The organism is Rhizobium sp. BK491 (genome assembly GCF_014194925.1).
Lineage (GTDB): Bacteria > Pseudomonadota > Alphaproteobacteria > Rhizobiales > Rhizobiaceae > Rhizobium.
Genome location: NZ_JACIAR010000003.1, coordinates 363,194 through 379,226 on the forward strand (window position 1 = coordinate 363,194; position 16,033 = coordinate 379,226).

A 16,033-nucleotide genomic window follows, 5' to 3' on the forward strand; every position below is an offset into this window, starting at 1 on the left:
CCTAAAACTCCAGGACTTCGGCAATGCGCTTGGCGATCCGCTCGGTGGACGGCACAGCCCAGTCGAGAAGCACCGGGTTATGGGGGCTGGGGATATCCGGCATGGTCAGGCGTGAGACGGGCGCATCGAGATCCGTGAAGGCCTTGTCTGCAACGACAGCGGCAATTTCCGCGCCGAAGCCTGCGGCTTCGAGATCTTCGTGAACGATGAGGCAGCGATGGGTTTTGGCGACCGATGCAAGCACGGCCTCGTGATCCCAGGGCATCAGGGTGCGAAGATCAATAATATCCGCGGACAGGCCTTCCGCCGCCTCCTCACAGCGCTGCACCATTGCGCCCCAGGTGACGATGGTGATGGCGCTGCCGGTCCGCGTCAGCTTCGCCTTGCCGAAGGGCAGCGCGAAATCGTCGCCGGGGTAGGGGCGACGCGCCCAAGCGTGGTCGAGCATGGCTCTATGCTCGAAGAAGATGACCGGGTCGTTGCCGCGGATCGAGGTGCGCAGCAGGCCGACGGCATCCTCTGCATTCGATGGAACTGCAACCTTCCAGCCTGGCTGATGGACGAAGGCCACTTCATTGGTTTGGCTGTGCCAGGGATCGCCGCATTTGAAGAAGCCGCCGGGCATGCGGACCACGATGGGGGCTGCGAAGCGATTGTTGGTACGCCAGCGGATGGTGCCGCAATCGTTCAGCTGTTCGGTCGCCGGTTCGGCATATTTCCGAAACTGGATTTCCGGAATGGGGACGAGCCCGGCGAGCGCCATACCGACAGCACGACCGATGATCCCCTCCTCGGATAGCGAAGTATCGAAAACCCGCTCGCTGCCGAATTTTTCCTGCATGCCGAGGGTGACGGCATGAACCCCGCCCTTGGGGCCGATATCCTCGCCGAACATGACAACGCGCTCGTTGATCGACATCTCGTGTTCGAGTGTTCTGCGAATGGCCGTGACCATGTTGATGCGTGGGCCGGAGGTTTCCGGTACATCCGTTGTCGCTGGAGGCTCATATCCGGATGGATGCTGCCCGCCCATCGTCTGCATATCGCCGTCGAAGAATACATGGCGGGTTACCGAGGAGGGGGCGGCGACCGGCCTGTTTTCAGCTTGCGCACGGGCGTTTTCGGCTATATCGCGCGCTTCGCTTTCGCAAGCATCCCATTCCCGCATCGTCATCACGGCGGGAACGAGGAAATCCTTCAGGCGCGGCAGGGGATCGCGCTCCCATTCGCGCTTCACGGTTTCCTCGCTCTTGTAGGTCTGCGTGTCCTGAAAACTGTGGCCCTCGAGGCGCGGAACAGTGAGCCTGAGAAGCGCCGGCTTTCGTTCGTCACGAACAAACGAGACGGCATCCTGCACAAGATGCGCGGCTTCGGCCGGGTTGCATCCGTCACCATCGAAGATTGCGAGATTTTTCCAGCTCGCGAGATTGGCCGCGATATTTCCGCCTGGGGTCTGTGCGGTCGAGGGAACCGAGATGCCAAAGCCATTGTCCTCGATATAGAACAGCATCGGCAGCGCCTGCGTCGTGGCAGCGGTCAATGCAGCCCAGAAGCCATTCGAGGCAACGGAGCCATCGCCGCCAAGCACAACACCGATATCCCGCGCATACTCCTCGCGGCCCAATGTGGTGGCATAATATTTCATCGCCTGCGCCCAGCCGGCCGTTGGCGTGTATTGTGCTCCGACGCCACCGCACATGGGCAAGGCCGAGGCGCCGGCATGGTTCGGATAGTTGAAGACGACACCAATGTCGCGGCCGTCGGAATAGCCGCCGGCGCGGCCCATGGCCGAGCCGAGCGCATCGGCCGGATCGACGCCAAGCGAGAGTAGCAGCGGTCGTGAGCGATAATAGCCACAGGTCGCGTCGTGCAGGCCCGTCAGCTGCATTCCAAGGAGGATCTGCGCCATGTCGTGGCCGCGTGCGGAAAACTGATAGAGAACCTTCTTTTCCGGAACGAGACGCTTCTCCTCCATCTCGTCGAGAGCCCGGGAGAGGTGAACGAGATAGGCAACCCGGCGCCAATCGATGTGATCGTCGGGCGAGTTCCGCTCATGGCTTTTGAAGGCTAGCTGGGCCATGTGATCCTCCTGCAGATGGCCCAACTATTTTAATTCAAGGGTTAGCTCTATTCCTTTCAATTTGGCAGGTTTTGCAGTAGCTTTTGAAAGAGATATTTCATCCATGGCGGGTTTCTGAATGGAAGATTTCGATCTTGATCACGTCGACAGAGCGATTCTGCGCGTGCTGCAGGAGGAAGGCGATATCAGCCAGGCGGCGCTGTCAGAAAAGGTCGGCGCGTCGCCCGCGTCCTGCTGGCGAAGGATCAAGGCGCTGGAAAGCGCCGGCGTGCTGGGCCGGACGGTTCGCCTTGTCGATCCCGACAAGATTGGTAAGGGGCTGAACGTCTTCTGCCAGGTCAAGATGAAGACCCATGATCCTGCGACCCGCCGCGATTTCGAGCAGTTCATCGCCAGCTATCGCGAGGTGCTGGAATGCTACTCCATGTCGGGGGAGTGGGATTACCTGATCCGTGCCGTCGTCGCCGATGTCAGGGAATATGAGGGGCTTCTGATGCGGGGTATCCTGACCCATGAAGCGGTGCTGAGCTCATCGTCGCACTTCTCGCTGAAATGCGTCAAATACACTACGGCGTTGCCAACGAACATATCGCGATAAAGCCTCTGTCCGTACTCGCCTTGAATAGTGCGAGTGTCTCACGCTAATGAATCCTAACGATAAAGATGCGGAGAAGAGCTCTATTGTCGGCTGATAACGTCAAACTCGGAGACGACTTGAGCGAAGCGGTCGCAGCGCTTCTCGTCGATCTGCCCATCAAAGCGGCGAGTTTCATCGTCACGATCTATGGCGATGTCATCGAGCCGCGGGGCGGCGTCGTCTGGATCGGCAACCTTATCGAGACATGCAAGAGCGTTGGGATCACCGAAACGCTGGTGCGCACGGCCGTGTCGCGGCTGGTTGCAGCGGGCCAGCTTGCAGGAGAGCGGGAAGGGCGCCGCAGTTTCTATCGGCTGACCGAGGCCGCGCAGACCGAATTCGCGGAGGCCGCTACTCTATTCTATGGACCGCAGCCGGCCGTCCGCTGGCAATTCGTCCTGATCAACGGACCGGCTCCGGAAGAGATCATGCAGGGCCTTGAGCGGGAGGGATTTGCCAGGCTGAACCCGCGCCTGGCGATGGGGACCCATCCCGCGCCGCCTTTGCCTGGGCGTGTCGTCGTTTTCGACGCGCAGCTGGCGACCGAGAACGGCGCTTTGCGGGAATTTGCGGAAGAGGCTTGGAACCTGCCGCGCTTCGCGGAGGCCTATGGCGAATTCATTGCCCGGTTCGGTTCATTTTTCGAACGCGTCGGAAATTGTGCCGCGCTATCGCCGTTCGATTGCCTGATTGCCCGGCTGCTGCTTGTGCATCAGTATCGCCTGATCATGTTGCGCGAGCCGCATCTTCCCAAGTCCGCCCTGCCGGATAATTGGCCGGGCGAGGAGGCGGGGCGGCTGTTTGCCGAGCTTTATTTGCGTCTGTCAAAAAAAGCTGACGGCTATGTCGCTCGCCGTTTCGTGAATGAATCGGGCAAGCTTCCAGAGATGACGCCGGCAAGCCAGGCTCGGCTCGATCACCTCAAGGCCCGCTGAAGGATCAATCCGCTCAGGTACATAGTAAGGGAGTTCGGCTCGCCACGTGCTTTCACGGCATTGAATGTCACAGAAAACTCCAAAAATTCATTTGTATTGTGACAAATCGCATGCTAATAAATGACCGATCGGTCGGTTAATGCGTTTGCCCCGGATCGCTGTTTCGTGGAGGAGAACGAGAAACAGGCTTATACTGGCGGTGCCGTGAAGTTTCAGCTTGCCTGAAGGCTTCAAGGCGACTGCAGGCTTGCGATCATTCTCGATCGCGCGGGAGGCGCGAAGACGGAGGAAAGACCATGTATGCCCAGATGGTGAAAACCGAAGGCACCCGCATCCGTTCCCTCGACGAGATGGACCCCCAGGAGCGCGCCTTCCAGGAACGCGTCGATGCCGGCCAGAAGATCGAGCCGAAGGAATGGATGCCGGAAGGCTACCGCAAGACGTTGATCCGCCAGATCAGCCAGCACGCTCATTCCGAAATCGTCGGTCAGCTGCCGGAGGGCAACTGGATCACCCGCGCGCCGACGCTGGAACGCAAGGCGATCCTGCTTGCCAAGGTGCAGGACGAAGCCGGTCACGGCCTCTATCTCTACTGTGCCGCCGAGACGCTCGACATCAGCCGCGACGAGATGTATGAGCGGCTGCATTCTTGCAAGGCCAAATATTCCTCGATCTTCAACTATCCGACGCTGACCTGGGCCGATATCGGCGCGATCGGCTGGCTCGTCGATGGCGCTGCTATCATGAACCAGGTTCCGCTGCAGCGCTGTTCCTATGGCCCCTATGCACGGGCGATGGTGCGTATCTGCAAGGAGGAAAGCTTCCATCAGCGCCAGGGCTTCGACATCCTGATGAAAATGGTGAAGGGCACGCCGGCGCAGAAGGCCATGGTGCAGGATGCGCTGAACCGCTGGTGGTGGCCGTCGCTGATGATGTTCGGCCCTTCGGACGATGCCTCCGTGCATTCCGCCCAGTCGATGGCCTGGAAGATCAAGCAGAATTCCAATGACGAACTGCGGCAGAAATTCGTCGACCAGACCGTGCCGCAGGCCGAATATCTTGGCCTGACCGTCCCCGATCCGGATCTTAAATGGAACGAGGCAAAGGGCGGCTATGATTTCGGCGAGCCGGACTGGGAAGAATTCTTCAACGTCATCGCCGGCAATGGTCCCTGCAATGCGGAGCGGCTGAATGCCCGCAAACAGGCCTGGGACGATGGCGCGTGGTTTCGCGACGGCCTGACGGCGCATGCCGAGAAAGTGGCTGAGCGCCGCGCTGCCGCAAAGGTCGCCGCCGAATAAGGCGCGCGGTATAGTCAGGGAGTGAGAAACATGTCCAATGAATGGCCGCTTTGGGAAGTCTTCATACGTGGTCAGCACGGCCTCAACCATCGCCATGTCGGCAGCTTGCATGCGCCCGATGCCGAGATGGCGATCAACAATGCACGCGATGTCTATACGCGCCGAAACGAGGGCATCAGCATCTGGGTGGTGCGCTCGTCCGAAATCGCTGCAAGCGCCCCTTCGGAGAAGGGACCGCTGTTCGATCCCTCCAATTCGAAGGTCTATCGTCACCCGACCTTTTTCGACATTCCCGATGAAGTGGGGCACATGTGATGGCGATCGCTGCCCTTGAACCGGCGGTCGATCAGGCCGCTCTTGTCGAATTCCTCCTACGCATCGGCGATAACACGCTGATCCTCGGCCACCGCGTTTCCGAATGGTGCGGCCGCGGGCCTGCCCTGGAGGAGGATATCGCGCTTGCCAATACGGCGCTCGATCTCATCGGCCAGACGCAGCTCTGGCTCGCTCTGGCGGGCGAGGTGGAAGGCAAGGGCCGCTCGGCTGATGATCTCGCCTATCTGCGCGATGGTTTCGAGTTCCGCAACATCCTGCTTGTCGAGCGTCCGAACGGCGATTTCGGCAAGACGCTGATGCGGCAATTCCTCTTTGACGCCTGGCACTATCTATTGCTGAAAGCTTTGAAAGGTTCGGCCGATCCGCGCATTGCTGAGATCGCTGAAAAGGCTTTCAAGGAAGTCTCCTATCACCTCGATCGCAGCCGAGATCTGATCATTCGCCTTGGCGACGGCACGGCCGAAAGTCACCGCCGTATGCAGGAGGCTCTCGACGATCTCTGGGCCTTCACGGGCGAAATGTTCGTGAGCGATGCCGCCGATGCGGCACTGGCACAGGCCGGCGTGATCCCGGAACCGCAACGCCTCAAGGCCGGCTGGGACGAGATCGTTTCCGATGCGCTTACCGAAGCGACGCTCGGCCGCCCGATGGATGGCTATATGCACAAGGGCGGCCGGCGCGGCGTTCACACCGAACATCTCGGCTATCTTCTGGCCGAGATGCAGTTCCTGCAGCGCGCCTATCCGGGCGCGACCTGGTAGGAGGCTGGCATGGCGACTGCGCTGCATCCTTCGGTCGAAGAGGTCTGGCACTGGCTATCGGAGGTGCCGGACCCCGAGATACCGGTGATTTCGTTGACCGATCTCGGCATCATCCGCGACGTCGGCTGGCAGGAGGATACGCTTGTTGTCACGGTGACGCCGACCTATTCGGGCTGTCCCGCCACCACGGTAATCAATCTCGATATCGAGCGGGCATTGGCCGAAAAGGGCCTCGATCGGGTACGCCTCGAGCGGCAGCTGTCGCCCGCCTGGACAACGGATTGGATCAGCGCCGGGGGACGCGAGAAGCTGCGTGCCTATGGCATCGCCCCACCGATCGATGGCACCGCTGCCGATGGCGTGCTGATGAAGCGCATCGATCGGCTTGCGGGCCGCTCCAATCTCACGATTGCCTGTCCGCGCTGCGGATCGACGAACACGGAAAAGATCAGCCAGTTCGGCTCGACGCCGTGCAAGGCGAGCTATCGCTGCACCGACTGCCTGGAACCCTTCGATTACTTCAAATGTATTTGACCCCAAAGGACGAGATCCGCATCCATGGCACGTTTCCATCCGCTGACTGTCACCGATGTGCGCCGCGAGACGCGCGATGCTGTTGTCGTCACGCTTGCGCCATCCGAGGAGGACCGGGCAGTCTTCGATTTCACGCAGGGCCAGTATCTCACATTCCGCCGCAAGTTCGACGACGAGGAGTTGCGCCGCTCCTATTCGATCTGCGCGGGGAAGGACGAGGGCGTGTTGAAGGTCGGCGTCAAGCGCGTGGATGGCGGCTGTTTTTCAACCTGGATCAACGAAAACCTGAAAGTGGGCGATACGCTGGAAGCCCTACCGCCGATGGGCGCCTTCTTCACCACGATCGAGCCGGAAGTAGCCAAGCACTATCTCGGCTTTGCTGGCGGCAGCGGCATTACGCCGGTTCTCTCCATCATCAAGACCTTGCTGGCCCGCGAGCCGCGCTCGGTCTTTACGCTGGTCTATGCCAATAGGCAGATCAGCTCGATCATGTTCCGCGAAGAGTTGGAGGATCTGAAGAACCTCTATCTCGGTCGCCTGTCCATCCTGCATGTTTTGGAGAGCGAGGCGCAGGAGATCGATCTTTTCACGGGACGGATCGATGCGGAGAAGTGCAAGGCGCTCTTCAAGAGCTGGATCGACATCAAGTCGGTTGCGACAGCCTTCATCTGCGGTCCCGAGCCGATGATGCTGGCGATCGCTGCGGCTTTGCGTGAACACGGCATGCGCGACGAACAGATCAAGTTCGAGCTCTTCGCCTCCGCGCAGCCGGGCCGCGCGCGGCGCAAGGTGGAGAGTAGTGCCGCCGCCGATCATGAAACCAGCTGCGAGGCAACGGTCACGCTCGATGGCGCGACGCGCATCTTCAAGTTCCCGAAGCACGGCCAGTGCCTGCTCGATGCTGCGCTCGAAAACGCGATGGATGTTCCCTACGCCTGCAAGGCCGGTGTTTGCTCCACCTGCCGGGCCAAGGTTCTCGAAGGCGAGGTCGAGATGGAGGTCAACCACGCGCTCGAGGATTACGAGGTGCGCCAGGGCTATGTGCTGACCTGTCAGTGTTACCCGCTCACCGACCGCATCGTTGTCAGCTACGACCAGTAGGCGCGCGCATCGAAGGGAGGAACAAGATGTCCGAGACGATGCCGATCGAGCAATATCTGCAGGAGGGCGGCATGCTGTCCTCGCCCGACAACGCGCCTCCGCGCTATCGCGGCGAACTCTTGCGTCTGATGGCGAGCTTCGTCGATAGCGAACTGGCGGGTTCCGCCGGCTTTGCCGATATCATCAACGACGCGCCCGGTATTCAGGAGCGCATTTCCGCAGCACGCATCGTGCTGGAAAAGACCGACCATGCCGGCCAGGTCCTGCAGGTCATGGAGACCTTCGGCGTCGATGGCGGGCGTTATGCCATCCACCATCCCTGGGCGGCACGGCTTTCCCGCGATGCCGATATCGGCGCAGTCAGGCAGGGCGGCGACATGCGGCTCTCCGTCTTCCACTACCCGCTTGAAGGCTGGGTGGATGCGGTGGTCATGAACGTGCTGATGGGTGCTGCCAGCGTCGTGCAGTTGAAGGAGCTGGCGCGCGTTTCCTATCAGCCGCTGGCCGAAACCTTCCGTGCCATCCTGCCGCGCGAAAGACGGCATGCCGAACTCGGCGCCGCCGGGCTTGTCCGCATCGTCACCGATGACGAGGGCCGGGCGAAGGCACGGGCTTCGGCCGCTTATTGGTATCCTCGCGTTGCAGCGAGCTTTGGCCATGCCGGTTCAGCCCGCTTCGAAACATTGTCACGCTTCGGCCTGCGACATACGCCCAACGAAACTTTGCTTGCCGAATGGCAGACCGAGGTTGATGCGCAGCTCTCTGCGCTCGGTTTGAATTGATCAGTTCGGGAGATGCCTGGCGGCTTTCCGCTCGGATCACCGGAAAGATGAAGGAAGGAAATTCGGATGAACATCATGGCAAACCAGCCGCGCCGGCTTGAAAGCTATGTCGGGGGCACCTGGGTCGCCGGCGCCAGAGAAGGCGTGCCGCTGCTCGATGCATCGACCGGCGTGCCCGTCGCGTTCATCGATTCCTCCGGTATCGATTTTAAGCAGATCCTGGCCTATGGCCGCGACAAGGGCGGCCCGGCGCTGCGGCGTCTATCCTTCCATGAGCGCGCCGCAATGCTGAAGGCGCTCGGGCAGGCGCTGCTTGAGAGGAAGGAAGAATTCTACGCGCTTTCGACTGCGACCGGCGCCACGCGCGCCGATAGCTGGATCGATATCGAAGGCGGCATCGGAACCTTGCTATCCTACGCTTCCAAGGGGCGGCGCGAGCTGCCGAATGCGCGTGTGCTGCTCGATGGCGACGTGGAGCAGCTCTCCAAGGACCAGAGCTTTTCCGCACAGCATATCCTAAGCCCGCTGCAGGGTGTCGCCGTTCACATCAATGCTTTCAACTTCCCCTGCTGGGGCATGCTGGAAAAGATTGCGCCGACCTTGCTTGCCGGCGTTCCCGCCATCGTGAAGCCGGCGAGCCAGACGGCCTATCTTACCGAGCTGATGGTTCGCCGCATCATCGAAACAGGCCTGCTGCCGGAAGGTGCGCTGCAGCTCGTTTGCGGCTCGGTCGGCGATCTCCTTGATCATGTCGAGGACCAGGATGTGGTGACCTTTACCGGGTCTGCCGCGACTGGCCAGCGCCTCAAGACGCACAGGGCGATTATCGAAAACTCCGTGCGCTTCACCATGGAGGCTGACAGCCTCAACGCGGCCGTCCTCGGCCTCGATGCCGCGCCCGGCACGGAGGAGTTCGATCTCTTCGTCAAGGAGGTCGCCCGTGAGATGACGGTCAAGGCCGGGCAGAAGTGCACGGCCATCCGCCGTGTCATCGCGCCCCGTTCCTACAGTGAAGCGCTTATTGCGGCCTTGAACGATCGTCTCGGCAAGACGGCAATCGGCAATCCGGCCGATGAGACGGTTCGCATGGGGCCGCTTGCAAGTCTCGCTCAGCGCGAGGAGGTGCGGGTGCGCATCCGGGATCTTGCTGCCGATGCCGAGATCGTCGGCGGCGATCCCGATAATCCGCATGTCATGTCCGGCGATGCGAGCGCCGGCGCCTTCCTCAATCCGGTCCTGCTCTATTGCGACAAGCCGGGCTCCGCGCGTGCCATTCACGATGTCGAGGCCTTCGGCCCCGTCAGCACCGTCATGCCCTATGACACGGCGGAAGAGGCCGTCGATCTGACGCGGCGCGGCAAGGGCAGTCTCGTTGCCTCCGTCTTCACCAACGATCCGCATTTCGCTGAGGAGGTTGTTCTCGGCCTCGCACCATTCCATGGTCGTGTGATGATCGGCAACCGCTTGAGTGCCAAGAGCTCCACCGGTCATGGTTCACCGCTGCCGGGCCTCGTTCACGGCGGTCCCGGTCGTGCCGGCGGCGGGGAGGAACTGGGCGGCATGCGTGGCGTGAAGCATTATATGCAGCGTACCGCGATTCAAGGTGCGCCGACCATGCTGACCGCCGTGACGGGACGATGGATGGATGGTGCGGATACCCGCCGCGACAGCGAGCACCCCTTCCGCAAGTCGCTCGCTGAGCTCAAGATCGGAGATCAGCTCGTCACCGCCACGCGCACGGTGACACTCGACGATATCGAGCACTTCGCCCATTTCACCGGCGACACATTCTATGCCCATATGGATGAGGAGGCGGCGAAGGCCAATCCGTTCTTCGAGGGACGCGTGGCGCATGGCTATCTCATCGTCTCTTTTGCGGCCGGCCTCTTCGTCGATCCGGCTCCAGGCCCGGTTCTTGCAAATTATGGGGTCGACAATCTCCGCTTCCTGACACCGGTCAATCCGGGTGATACCTTCCAGGTGCAGTTGACCTGCAAAGAGATCAATCCCCGCATCAATGCCGAGCATGGCGAGGTGCGCTGGGATTGCAAGGTAACCAACCAGCTGGATGCCGTCGTCGCGCAATATGACGTTCTGACGATGGTGGCGAAAAGGAGAGAGTGAGCGCATGACGACGACCGAGCAAGACCCGCATCGCCTGGAAATGACCGTGCTGATGACGCCTGACATGGCGAATTTCAGCGGCAAGGTGCATGGTGGGGCACTTCTGAACCTGCTCGACCGCGTCGCCTTCTCCTGTGCGTCGCGCTATTCCAAGCAATATGCGGTAACACTGTCGGTCGATCAGGTGCTGTTCAAGGAGCCGATCAATGTCGGCGAGCTCGTCACCTTCCGCGCTTCGATCAATGATACGGGCCGTACCTCCATGGAAGTCGGCATCCGCGTGGAGGCGGAGAATATTCGCTCCGGCCAGCGCCGCCACACGAACTCCTGTTATTTCACCATGGTCGCCGTCGACGAAGTCGGCCGCCCGGTCCGCGTGCCGGAACTGGTGCCAGTCACGCCGGTTGATATCCGACGGCACAAGGCCGCCCAGCTTCGTCGCACCTTGCGTCGTGAGTTCGCGCAACGGATGGAAGCGGTGGCCGAAACCGGTCGCGATGTGGAAGGTTTGGGAGCCGACTGAATGGCGCAGATCTATTCCTATGACGGCGTGATCCCGGTCATCGATCCTTCTGCCTTCGTGCATCCGGCCGCGACCGTCATCGGAGACGTTATCATTGGCCCCGCCTGCTATGTCGGGCCGGGCGCCGTGTTGCGCGGCGATTTCGGGCGTGTCGTGCTGGAGCGTGGCTCGAATGTGCAGGAGACTTGCGTCGTCCACAGTTTCCCGAATCTGGAAGTGACGATCGGCGAGGCGGGGCACATCGGCCATGGCGCTGTGCTGCATGGTTGCCGCATCGGCGCCAATGCCATGGTCGGCATGAATGCCGTCGTCATGGACGAAGCCGTCATCGGCGAAAACGCCATCGTTGCGGCCATGGCCTTCGTTAAGGCCGGAGCCGAAATCCCGGCAAACAGTCTTGCCGTTGGAGCACCGGCTCGCGTGGTTCGTGAGTTGACGCCGGAAGAGATCGCCTGGAAGCGCCAGGGCACCGCCATCTATCAACGGTTGGCGCTGGAGGCGAAGGAGAAGCTGGTGGCCGTCGAGCCGCTGACGGCACCTGAGCCGGATCGCCGCCGCATCCGCGCGCCGGAATATGATCCGCTTGTCCTCGAACGGATGAAGCTCCGCGATTGAACGACCGCGTCAGCGGCGTCTCAACGGACGGCCTTGACCCCTTCGAGGATGAGGGTGGTGGCAATGTCGGCATATTCGTCGCGTGTGATTGGCCCGTTGGGCCTGAACCACATATAGACCCAGTTCATCATACCGAAGAGCGACATGGTGACCGGCATCAGCAACGGCCTGTTCTTGTTGAGATCCGGGTTGAGATCCTCGATGACGATGGAGAAACGCCGGACGATGCGCCGCTCGATCGTCCTCAATTCCGCCAGCTGCTCCTGCGACAGGGCATGCGTGCCGTTGAGCTGCACCTTATGTTCGTTGTCGGCGCCCTCATAGTTTTTCAGCACGGCCTTCACCAGCAGACGCAGCCGCTCTTGCGGTGTAACATCGGTGCGATCTGCCGTTTCGATCGCGCTTTCCAGCTCCATCAGATGCGTTTGCACGATGTCGAAGATCAGCGCGTCCTTGCCGGGATAGTAGTGGTAGAGCAGGGCTTTCGAGACGTTGCCATGTGAGGCGATCATCGACATGGACGCCTTTTCCATGCCCACCTCGGCGAAAACAGCCGCGGCACTCGCCAGGATGCCACGCTGCTTTTCCTCGAAATCAACTGCGCGCGTGCGTGCCATATGATCCTGCTTTGCTCATTCCCGATTGATCTGATCGTGCCTGGTGGCCGATCCTTCCCATATACAATCAAATGCTTGCCAGGCTATCCCACCCGATGCCGATCATTCTTTCGGACGGTTGTCCACGATGCGTTTGGCCTTGCCTTCCGATCGCGCAACGCCGCCTGGAGAGTGCACCATGACCTTCGTGGTGACACCGACGATGTTCTTGATGTGGTGGGTAAGTTCCCTTGCCGAAACATTTCGCGCCGTTTCGTCCACCGCCTCCAGCGTGCACTCCACATGAACGGTCATGTCGTCCATGCGGCCGGAGCGTGTCAGTTCGATCTGGAAGTGCGGCGCGAGCCCGCGGCATTTGAGGATCTGCTCCTCGATCTGCGTCGGAAAGACGTTAACGCCGCGCAGGATCATCATGTCATCGGAGCGGCCCGTTATCTTTTCCATGCGGCGCATGGTGCGGGCGGTGCCGGGCAGCAGCCGTGTCAGGTCGCGCGTGCGGTAACGGATGATCGGCAGGCCTTCCTTGGTCAACGTCGTGAGGACCAGCTCGCCGATCTCGCCATCTGGCAATGCCGCGCCGGTGACCGGATCGATGATCTCCGGATAGAAATGATCTTCCCAGATGTGCAGCCCATCCTTGCTCTCGACGCATTCGCTGGCGACGCCCGGACCCATGACCTCCGAGAGGCCGTAAATGTCGACGGCGTGCATATCGAAGGCGTGCTCGATTTCCTCGCGCATGGCATTGGTCCATGGTTCGGCGCCGAAGATGCCGACGGCGAGCGAACTTTCTCTGGGGTTGAGGCCCTGGCGGCGGAATTCGTCGAGGATCGAGAGCATATAGGAAGGCGTCACCATGATGATGCGCGGCTTGAAATCCTGTATCAGCGCCACCTGCCGTTCTGTCATGCCGCCGGAGACCGGTACGACGGTGCAACCGAGTTTCTCCGCGCCGTAATGCGCGCCGAGGCCGCCGGTGAACAGGCCATAGCCGTAGGCGATATGCACCAGATCACCCGCCCGGCCGCCGGAGGCTCGGATCGAGCGGGCAACGAGGCTCGCCCAGGTTTCGACGTCCCTGGCGGTATAGCCGACGACGGTCGGCTTGCCCGTCGTACCGGAGGACGCGTGGATACGGGCAAGCCTTTCGCGCGGCACGGCGAACATGCCGAAAGGATAGGTGTCGCGAAGATCTTTCTTGGTTGTGAAAGGAAATTTGGCGATATCAGACAAAGTCTTGAGATCGGAGGGATGCACGCCCAACTCGTCGAAACTCTTGTGATAGAAGGGTGAGTTCTCATAGGCATGGGTGAGCGTCCATTTCATGCGCTCGAGCTGCAGCACGGAAATCTCCTCGCGGGAGGCGATTTCGATTGCTTCAAGCTCACCCGCACGCGGCGAAAGGTTTTCCATCAATGTCTCCTCCAGGAAAGCCGGTACTTCCGGCGCGCGAATTCTAATCCGGTAAAAGTGCGCCCTTGACGGTTCGCGAGTGGCCACGGAATTCCGCAATCTGCTCGCCATGCTGATTGGTAATCGCGACATCGTAGATGCCGCCTCGTCCTCGGCGCGACACCTCCCGCGCCGTCGCCGTCAGCCGGTCACCATTGAAAGCCGGCACAATAAAGGTCACCGAACAGTGCTGGGCGACGGTGCGCTGGTTGTAGCTATTGCAGGCGAACGCGAAGGCGGAGTCGGCGAGCGTGAAGATGTAGCCGCCATGACAGGTGCCGTGACCGTTGGTCATGGTCGCCGCAACGGTCATGGCGATGGTTGCTTCGCCGGGCGCGACGGACACAAGCTCCATGCCGAGATGGCGGCTGGCGTTGTCTTCGTCCCACATCGCGCTCGCGCAGGCTTCCGCGAGCGCCTGCGGCGAAAGGCTCTCCGCGGCGCTCATTTGCCCTTGAACTCCGGCTTGCGTTTTTCCAGGAAGGCGGTGACGCCCTCGGCATAGTCGGCGCTGCGGCCGGCTTCGCGCTGCAGGTCGCGCTCAAGATCGAGCTGCTGGTCGAGCGAATTCGTCGCCGCCGCCTGAATGGCGCGCTTCGTCAGGCCGAGGCCTTTCGTCGGGCCGGCAGCGAGCCTGGTGGCAAGCGCCGTCGCCTCATCCATCAGCTTATCGTCGTCCACCGCGCGCCAGATCAGGCCCCAGCTGGCGGCTGTTTCCGCATCGAGCGGTTCGGCCGTCAGCGCCAGTGCCTTGGCGCGGGCTTCGCCGATAAGCCGAGGCAGGTTCCAGGTGCCGCCGGAATCCGGCACGAGGCCGATCTTCGCGAAAGCCTGGATGAAGCGGGCCGAACGGGCGGCAAGCGTGATGTCGCAGGCAAAGGCGATATTGGCGCCGGCGCCCGCTGCCACACCATTGACAGCGCAGATCACCGGCTTTTCCAGGCTGCGGATGAGGCGGAGCAGCGGATTGTAGAAGATCTCGATCGTATGACCGAGATCGGGGGTGCCCTTGCGCGGGTCGCGATCGCCAAGGTCCTGGCCGGCCGAGAAGCCGCGGCCGGCGCCCGACAACAGAACTGCGCGGACATCTACATCCCGATGCGCGCGCTCGAAGCCGGCGCGCAGCGCAAGATGCATGTCTTCGTTGAAGGAATTGAGTTTGTCGGGTCGATTGAGCGTAAGCGTCAAGACGCCGTCGGCAAACGCCGACAGAACGGTGCCGGATTCAGACATGTTTCCTCCCCGTCGCCCTTCCCATGACGACCGTGCAACTCTTGCATAAACCGACCGGTCAATCAATTATAAAAAGCAAACGATAAGATACTGGCCGGCAGATTGCGACGGAGTGGCTTTACGTCATGCAACGGACGATGCAGCCGGCGAGCGGTCCCAACGTGGTTGGTGGCACGCACTTCCATCAGTTACCTCCTCCGAAACTATAGTTTCGCGGAAAGGTTGATAACGGATGCTCGTGTCTTCCCGCTTGCCCTGCTTTTGATATTTATCGCGATTTGATAGGTATCGCTTCGGTCGACGCCATGATTGCGGGAAGAAAACGGATGACTGACGGGCCTGAAAGCAATGTCGTCGATTTATCGGTTGACGAAGCATTTTTCGAACTTCTGACCGGCAGTTTTCAACGCATTGTCGGCCGTCCACTCGTCAATCCGCAAGCAGGGCCTCCCTGGCTCTATAATGAGGCACCTTTCGTGGTCCTTGCCCACAACACGGATGCCGATCCGCGTTTCGTCTACGCCAACAAGGCTGCTCAGAATTGCTTCGAATATCCCTGGGATGAGTTCGTGACGCTTCCCTCGCGACTTTCAGCGGAGCTTCCCAACCGTGCGGAGCGTCAGCAACTGCTGGATGCGGTGACGCGCAACGGTTTCATCTCCGACTATCGCGGCCTGAGGATTGCAAAATCAGGACGGCGGTTCTGGATTGAGGAGGGTATCGTCTGGCAGCTCGTGGATCGCGAAGGCAATTTGCGCGGGCAGGCTGCGACATTTTCCAAATGGAAAGACGCATAAGCCCGCGACAAGGCCGTACTGGCGTCAGGGCATAAGGCCGCACATCGGCGACAGGCGGCGATGTCGTAGCAGCGCGCCATCAATTGTTCCCGAATGTGAGACAGGTCCCTTAATTCATGGTGTAGGGCACGTTGGCCGCTGCCGTTGTGATGAGCCTTGCAAAAGCAGCATGGCTATCCTGCAGGCATGTGCATTTTATTTAGGC

Annotated in this window: 17 protein-coding genes; 12 read left to right on the top strand and 5 right to left on the bottom strand. The window is 60.8% G+C overall.

What is annotated here, in order from left to right; all coding sequences use genetic code 11:
* Window position 1: 1 nt before the first annotated feature.
* A complete protein-coding gene (locus FHX05_RS16045) occupies window positions 2-2,080 on the bottom strand; it encodes a transketolase C-terminal domain-containing protein (protein ID WP_183872920.1) in 2,079 nt (692 codons plus the stop codon).
* A gap of 118 nt (window positions 2,081-2,198) precedes the next feature.
* Here FHX05_RS16045 and FHX05_RS16050 point away from each other — a divergent pair, with 118 nt between their 5' ends.
* The 11 genes from FHX05_RS16050 (at window position 2,199) to FHX05_RS16100 (ending at window position 11,729) form a co-directional block, all read left to right on the top strand.
* Window positions 2,199-2,678 (top strand): Lrp/AsnC family transcriptional regulator, encoded by a 480-nt coding sequence (locus FHX05_RS16050; RefSeq protein ID WP_183872922.1) that lies wholly within the window; start codon window positions 2,199-2,201, stop codon window positions 2,676-2,678.
* Window positions 2,679-2,761: 83 nt separating this feature from the next.
* Window positions 2,762-3,652 carry a phenylacetic acid degradation operon negative regulatory protein PaaX gene (gene paaX / locus FHX05_RS16055; RefSeq protein ID WP_183872924.1) on the top strand — a complete coding sequence of 297 codons (891 nt, stop codon included), beginning with the start codon at window positions 2,762-2,764 and terminating at the stop codon, window positions 3,650-3,652.
* A gap of 296 nt (window positions 3,653-3,948) precedes the next feature.
* Window positions 3,949-4,953 carry a 1,2-phenylacetyl-CoA epoxidase subunit PaaA gene (gene paaA / locus FHX05_RS16060; protein WP_183872926.1) on the top strand — a complete coding sequence of 335 codons (1,005 nt, stop codon included), beginning with the start codon at window positions 3,949-3,951 and terminating at the stop codon, window positions 4,951-4,953.
* A gap of 30 nt (window positions 4,954-4,983) precedes the next feature.
* On the top strand, window positions 4,984-5,268 hold the full coding sequence (gene paaB, locus FHX05_RS16065; protein ID WP_183872928.1) for a 1,2-phenylacetyl-CoA epoxidase subunit PaaB: 285 nt from the start codon (window positions 4,984-4,986) through the stop codon (window positions 5,266-5,268).
* Window positions 5,268-6,050 carry a 1,2-phenylacetyl-CoA epoxidase subunit PaaC gene (gene paaC / locus FHX05_RS16070; protein ID WP_183872930.1) on the top strand — a complete coding sequence of 261 codons (783 nt, stop codon included), beginning with the start codon at window positions 5,268-5,270 and terminating at the stop codon, window positions 6,048-6,050. The genes paaB and paaC overlap by 1 nt, the downstream gene beginning before the upstream one ends.
* A 9-nt stretch (window positions 6,051-6,059) precedes the next feature.
* A complete protein-coding gene (gene paaD / locus FHX05_RS16075) occupies window positions 6,060-6,584 on the top strand; it encodes a 1,2-phenylacetyl-CoA epoxidase subunit PaaD (RefSeq protein ID WP_183872932.1) in 525 nt (174 codons plus the stop codon).
* 24 nt (window positions 6,585-6,608) lie between these two features.
* On the top strand, window positions 6,609-7,685 hold the full coding sequence (gene paaE, locus FHX05_RS16080; RefSeq protein ID WP_183872934.1) for a 1,2-phenylacetyl-CoA epoxidase subunit PaaE: 1,077 nt from the start codon (window positions 6,609-6,611) through the stop codon (window positions 7,683-7,685).
* Between the two features lie 26 nt (window positions 7,686-7,711).
* Entirely contained in the window at window positions 7,712-8,467 is a 756-nt protein-coding gene (locus tag FHX05_RS16085; protein ID WP_183872937.1) for a Phenylacetic acid catabolic protein, read from the top strand.
* Window positions 8,468-8,533: 66 nt separating this feature from the next.
* Entirely contained in the window at window positions 8,534-10,591 is a 2,058-nt protein-coding gene (paaZ, locus tag FHX05_RS16090) for a phenylacetic acid degradation bifunctional protein PaaZ (protein WP_183872939.1), read from the top strand.
* A 4-nt stretch (window positions 10,592-10,595) separates the two neighbouring features.
* On the top strand, window positions 10,596-11,114 hold the full coding sequence (locus FHX05_RS16095) for an acyl-CoA thioesterase (RefSeq protein ID WP_162700966.1): 519 nt from the start codon (window positions 10,596-10,598) through the stop codon (window positions 11,112-11,114).
* Window positions 11,115-11,729, top strand: coding sequence for a transferase hexapeptide repeat family protein (locus FHX05_RS16100; RefSeq protein WP_183872941.1), 615 nt, complete (start codon window positions 11,115-11,117; stop codon window positions 11,727-11,729).
* 20 nt (window positions 11,730-11,749) lie between these two features.
* Here FHX05_RS16100 and FHX05_RS16105 read toward each other — a convergent pair whose 3' ends face one another.
* The 4 genes from FHX05_RS16105 to paaG all read right to left on the bottom strand — a co-directional run bounded on the left by FHX05_RS16105 (window position 11,750) and on the right by paaG (window position 15,031).
* On the bottom strand, window positions 11,750-12,346 hold the full coding sequence (locus tag FHX05_RS16105; RefSeq protein ID WP_183872943.1) for a TetR/AcrR family transcriptional regulator: 597 nt from the start codon (window positions 12,344-12,346) through the stop codon (window positions 11,750-11,752).
* Window positions 12,347-12,448: 102 nt separating this feature from the next.
* Entirely contained in the window at window positions 12,449-13,759 is a 1,311-nt protein-coding gene (paaK, locus tag FHX05_RS16110; RefSeq protein WP_183872945.1) for a phenylacetate--CoA ligase PaaK, read from the bottom strand.
* 43 nt (window positions 13,760-13,802) lie between these two features.
* Window positions 13,803-14,246: a hydroxyphenylacetyl-CoA thioesterase PaaI gene (paaI, locus tag FHX05_RS16115; RefSeq protein WP_183872947.1), complete on the bottom strand. Its 444-nt coding sequence runs from the start codon at window positions 14,244-14,246 to the stop codon at window positions 13,803-13,805.
* Window positions 14,243-15,031 (bottom strand): 2-(1,2-epoxy-1,2-dihydrophenyl)acetyl-CoA isomerase PaaG, encoded by a 789-nt coding sequence (gene paaG, locus FHX05_RS16120; RefSeq protein ID WP_183872949.1) that lies wholly within the window; start codon window positions 15,029-15,031, stop codon window positions 14,243-14,245. Before paaG ends, paaI begins: the two co-directional genes overlap by 4 nt.
* A gap of 326 nt (window positions 15,032-15,357) precedes the next feature.
* Here paaG and FHX05_RS16125 point away from each other — a divergent pair, with 326 nt between their 5' ends.
* Window positions 15,358-15,828 (top strand): MEKHLA domain-containing protein, encoded by a 471-nt coding sequence (locus FHX05_RS16125; RefSeq protein WP_183712242.1) that lies wholly within the window; start codon window positions 15,358-15,360, stop codon window positions 15,826-15,828.
* The last annotated feature ends 205 nt before the right edge of the window (window positions 15,829-16,033 follow it).

Excerpts from the sequence above, each read along its gene's own strand:
- paaC (WP_183872930.1), top strand. The coding sequence starts at position 5,268 with ATGGCGATCGCTGCCCTTGAACCGGCGGTCGATCAGGCCGCTCTTGTC.
- FHX05_RS16050 (WP_183872922.1), top strand. The coding sequence starts at position 2,199 with ATGGAAGATTTCGATCTTGATCACGTCGACAGAGCGATTCTGCGCGTG.
- paaD (WP_183872932.1), top strand. The coding sequence starts at position 6,060 with ATGGCGACTGCGCTGCATCCTTCGGTCGAAGAGGTCTGGCACTGGCTA.
- paaA (WP_183872926.1), top strand. The coding sequence starts at position 3,949 with ATGTATGCCCAGATGGTGAAAACCGAAGGCACCCGCATCCGTTCCCTC.
- paaE (WP_183872934.1), top strand. The coding sequence starts at position 6,609 with ATGGCACGTTTCCATCCGCTGACTGTCACCGATGTGCGCCGCGAGACG.
- FHX05_RS16045 (WP_183872920.1), bottom strand. The coding sequence starts at position 2,080 with ATGGCCCAGCTAGCCTTCAAAAGCCATGAGCGGAACTCGCCCGACGAT.
- FHX05_RS16095 (WP_162700966.1), top strand. The coding sequence starts at position 10,596 with ATGACGACGACCGAGCAAGACCCGCATCGCCTGGAAATGACCGTGCTG.
- FHX05_RS16125 (WP_183712242.1), top strand. The coding sequence starts at position 15,358 with ATGACTGACGGGCCTGAAAGCAATGTCGTCGATTTATCGGTTGACGAA.
- FHX05_RS16085 (WP_183872937.1), top strand. The coding sequence starts at position 7,712 with ATGTCCGAGACGATGCCGATCGAGCAATATCTGCAGGAGGGCGGCATG.
- paaB (WP_183872928.1), top strand. The coding sequence starts at position 4,984 with ATGTCCAATGAATGGCCGCTTTGGGAAGTCTTCATACGTGGTCAGCAC.
- FHX05_RS16100 (WP_183872941.1), top strand. The coding sequence starts at position 11,115 with ATGGCGCAGATCTATTCCTATGACGGCGTGATCCCGGTCATCGATCCT.
- paaG (WP_183872949.1), bottom strand. The coding sequence starts at position 15,031 with ATGTCTGAATCCGGCACCGTTCTGTCGGCGTTTGCCGACGGCGTCTTG.
- paaI (WP_183872947.1), bottom strand. The coding sequence starts at position 14,246 with ATGAGCGCCGCGGAGAGCCTTTCGCCGCAGGCGCTCGCGGAAGCCTGC.
- paaZ (WP_183872939.1), top strand. The coding sequence starts at position 8,534 with ATGAACATCATGGCAAACCAGCCGCGCCGGCTTGAAAGCTATGTCGGG.
- FHX05_RS16105 (WP_183872943.1), bottom strand. The coding sequence starts at position 12,346 with ATGGCACGCACGCGCGCAGTTGATTTCGAGGAAAAGCAGCGTGGCATC.
- paaK (WP_183872945.1), bottom strand. The coding sequence starts at position 13,759 with ATGGAAAACCTTTCGCCGCGTGCGGGTGAGCTTGAAGCAATCGAAATC.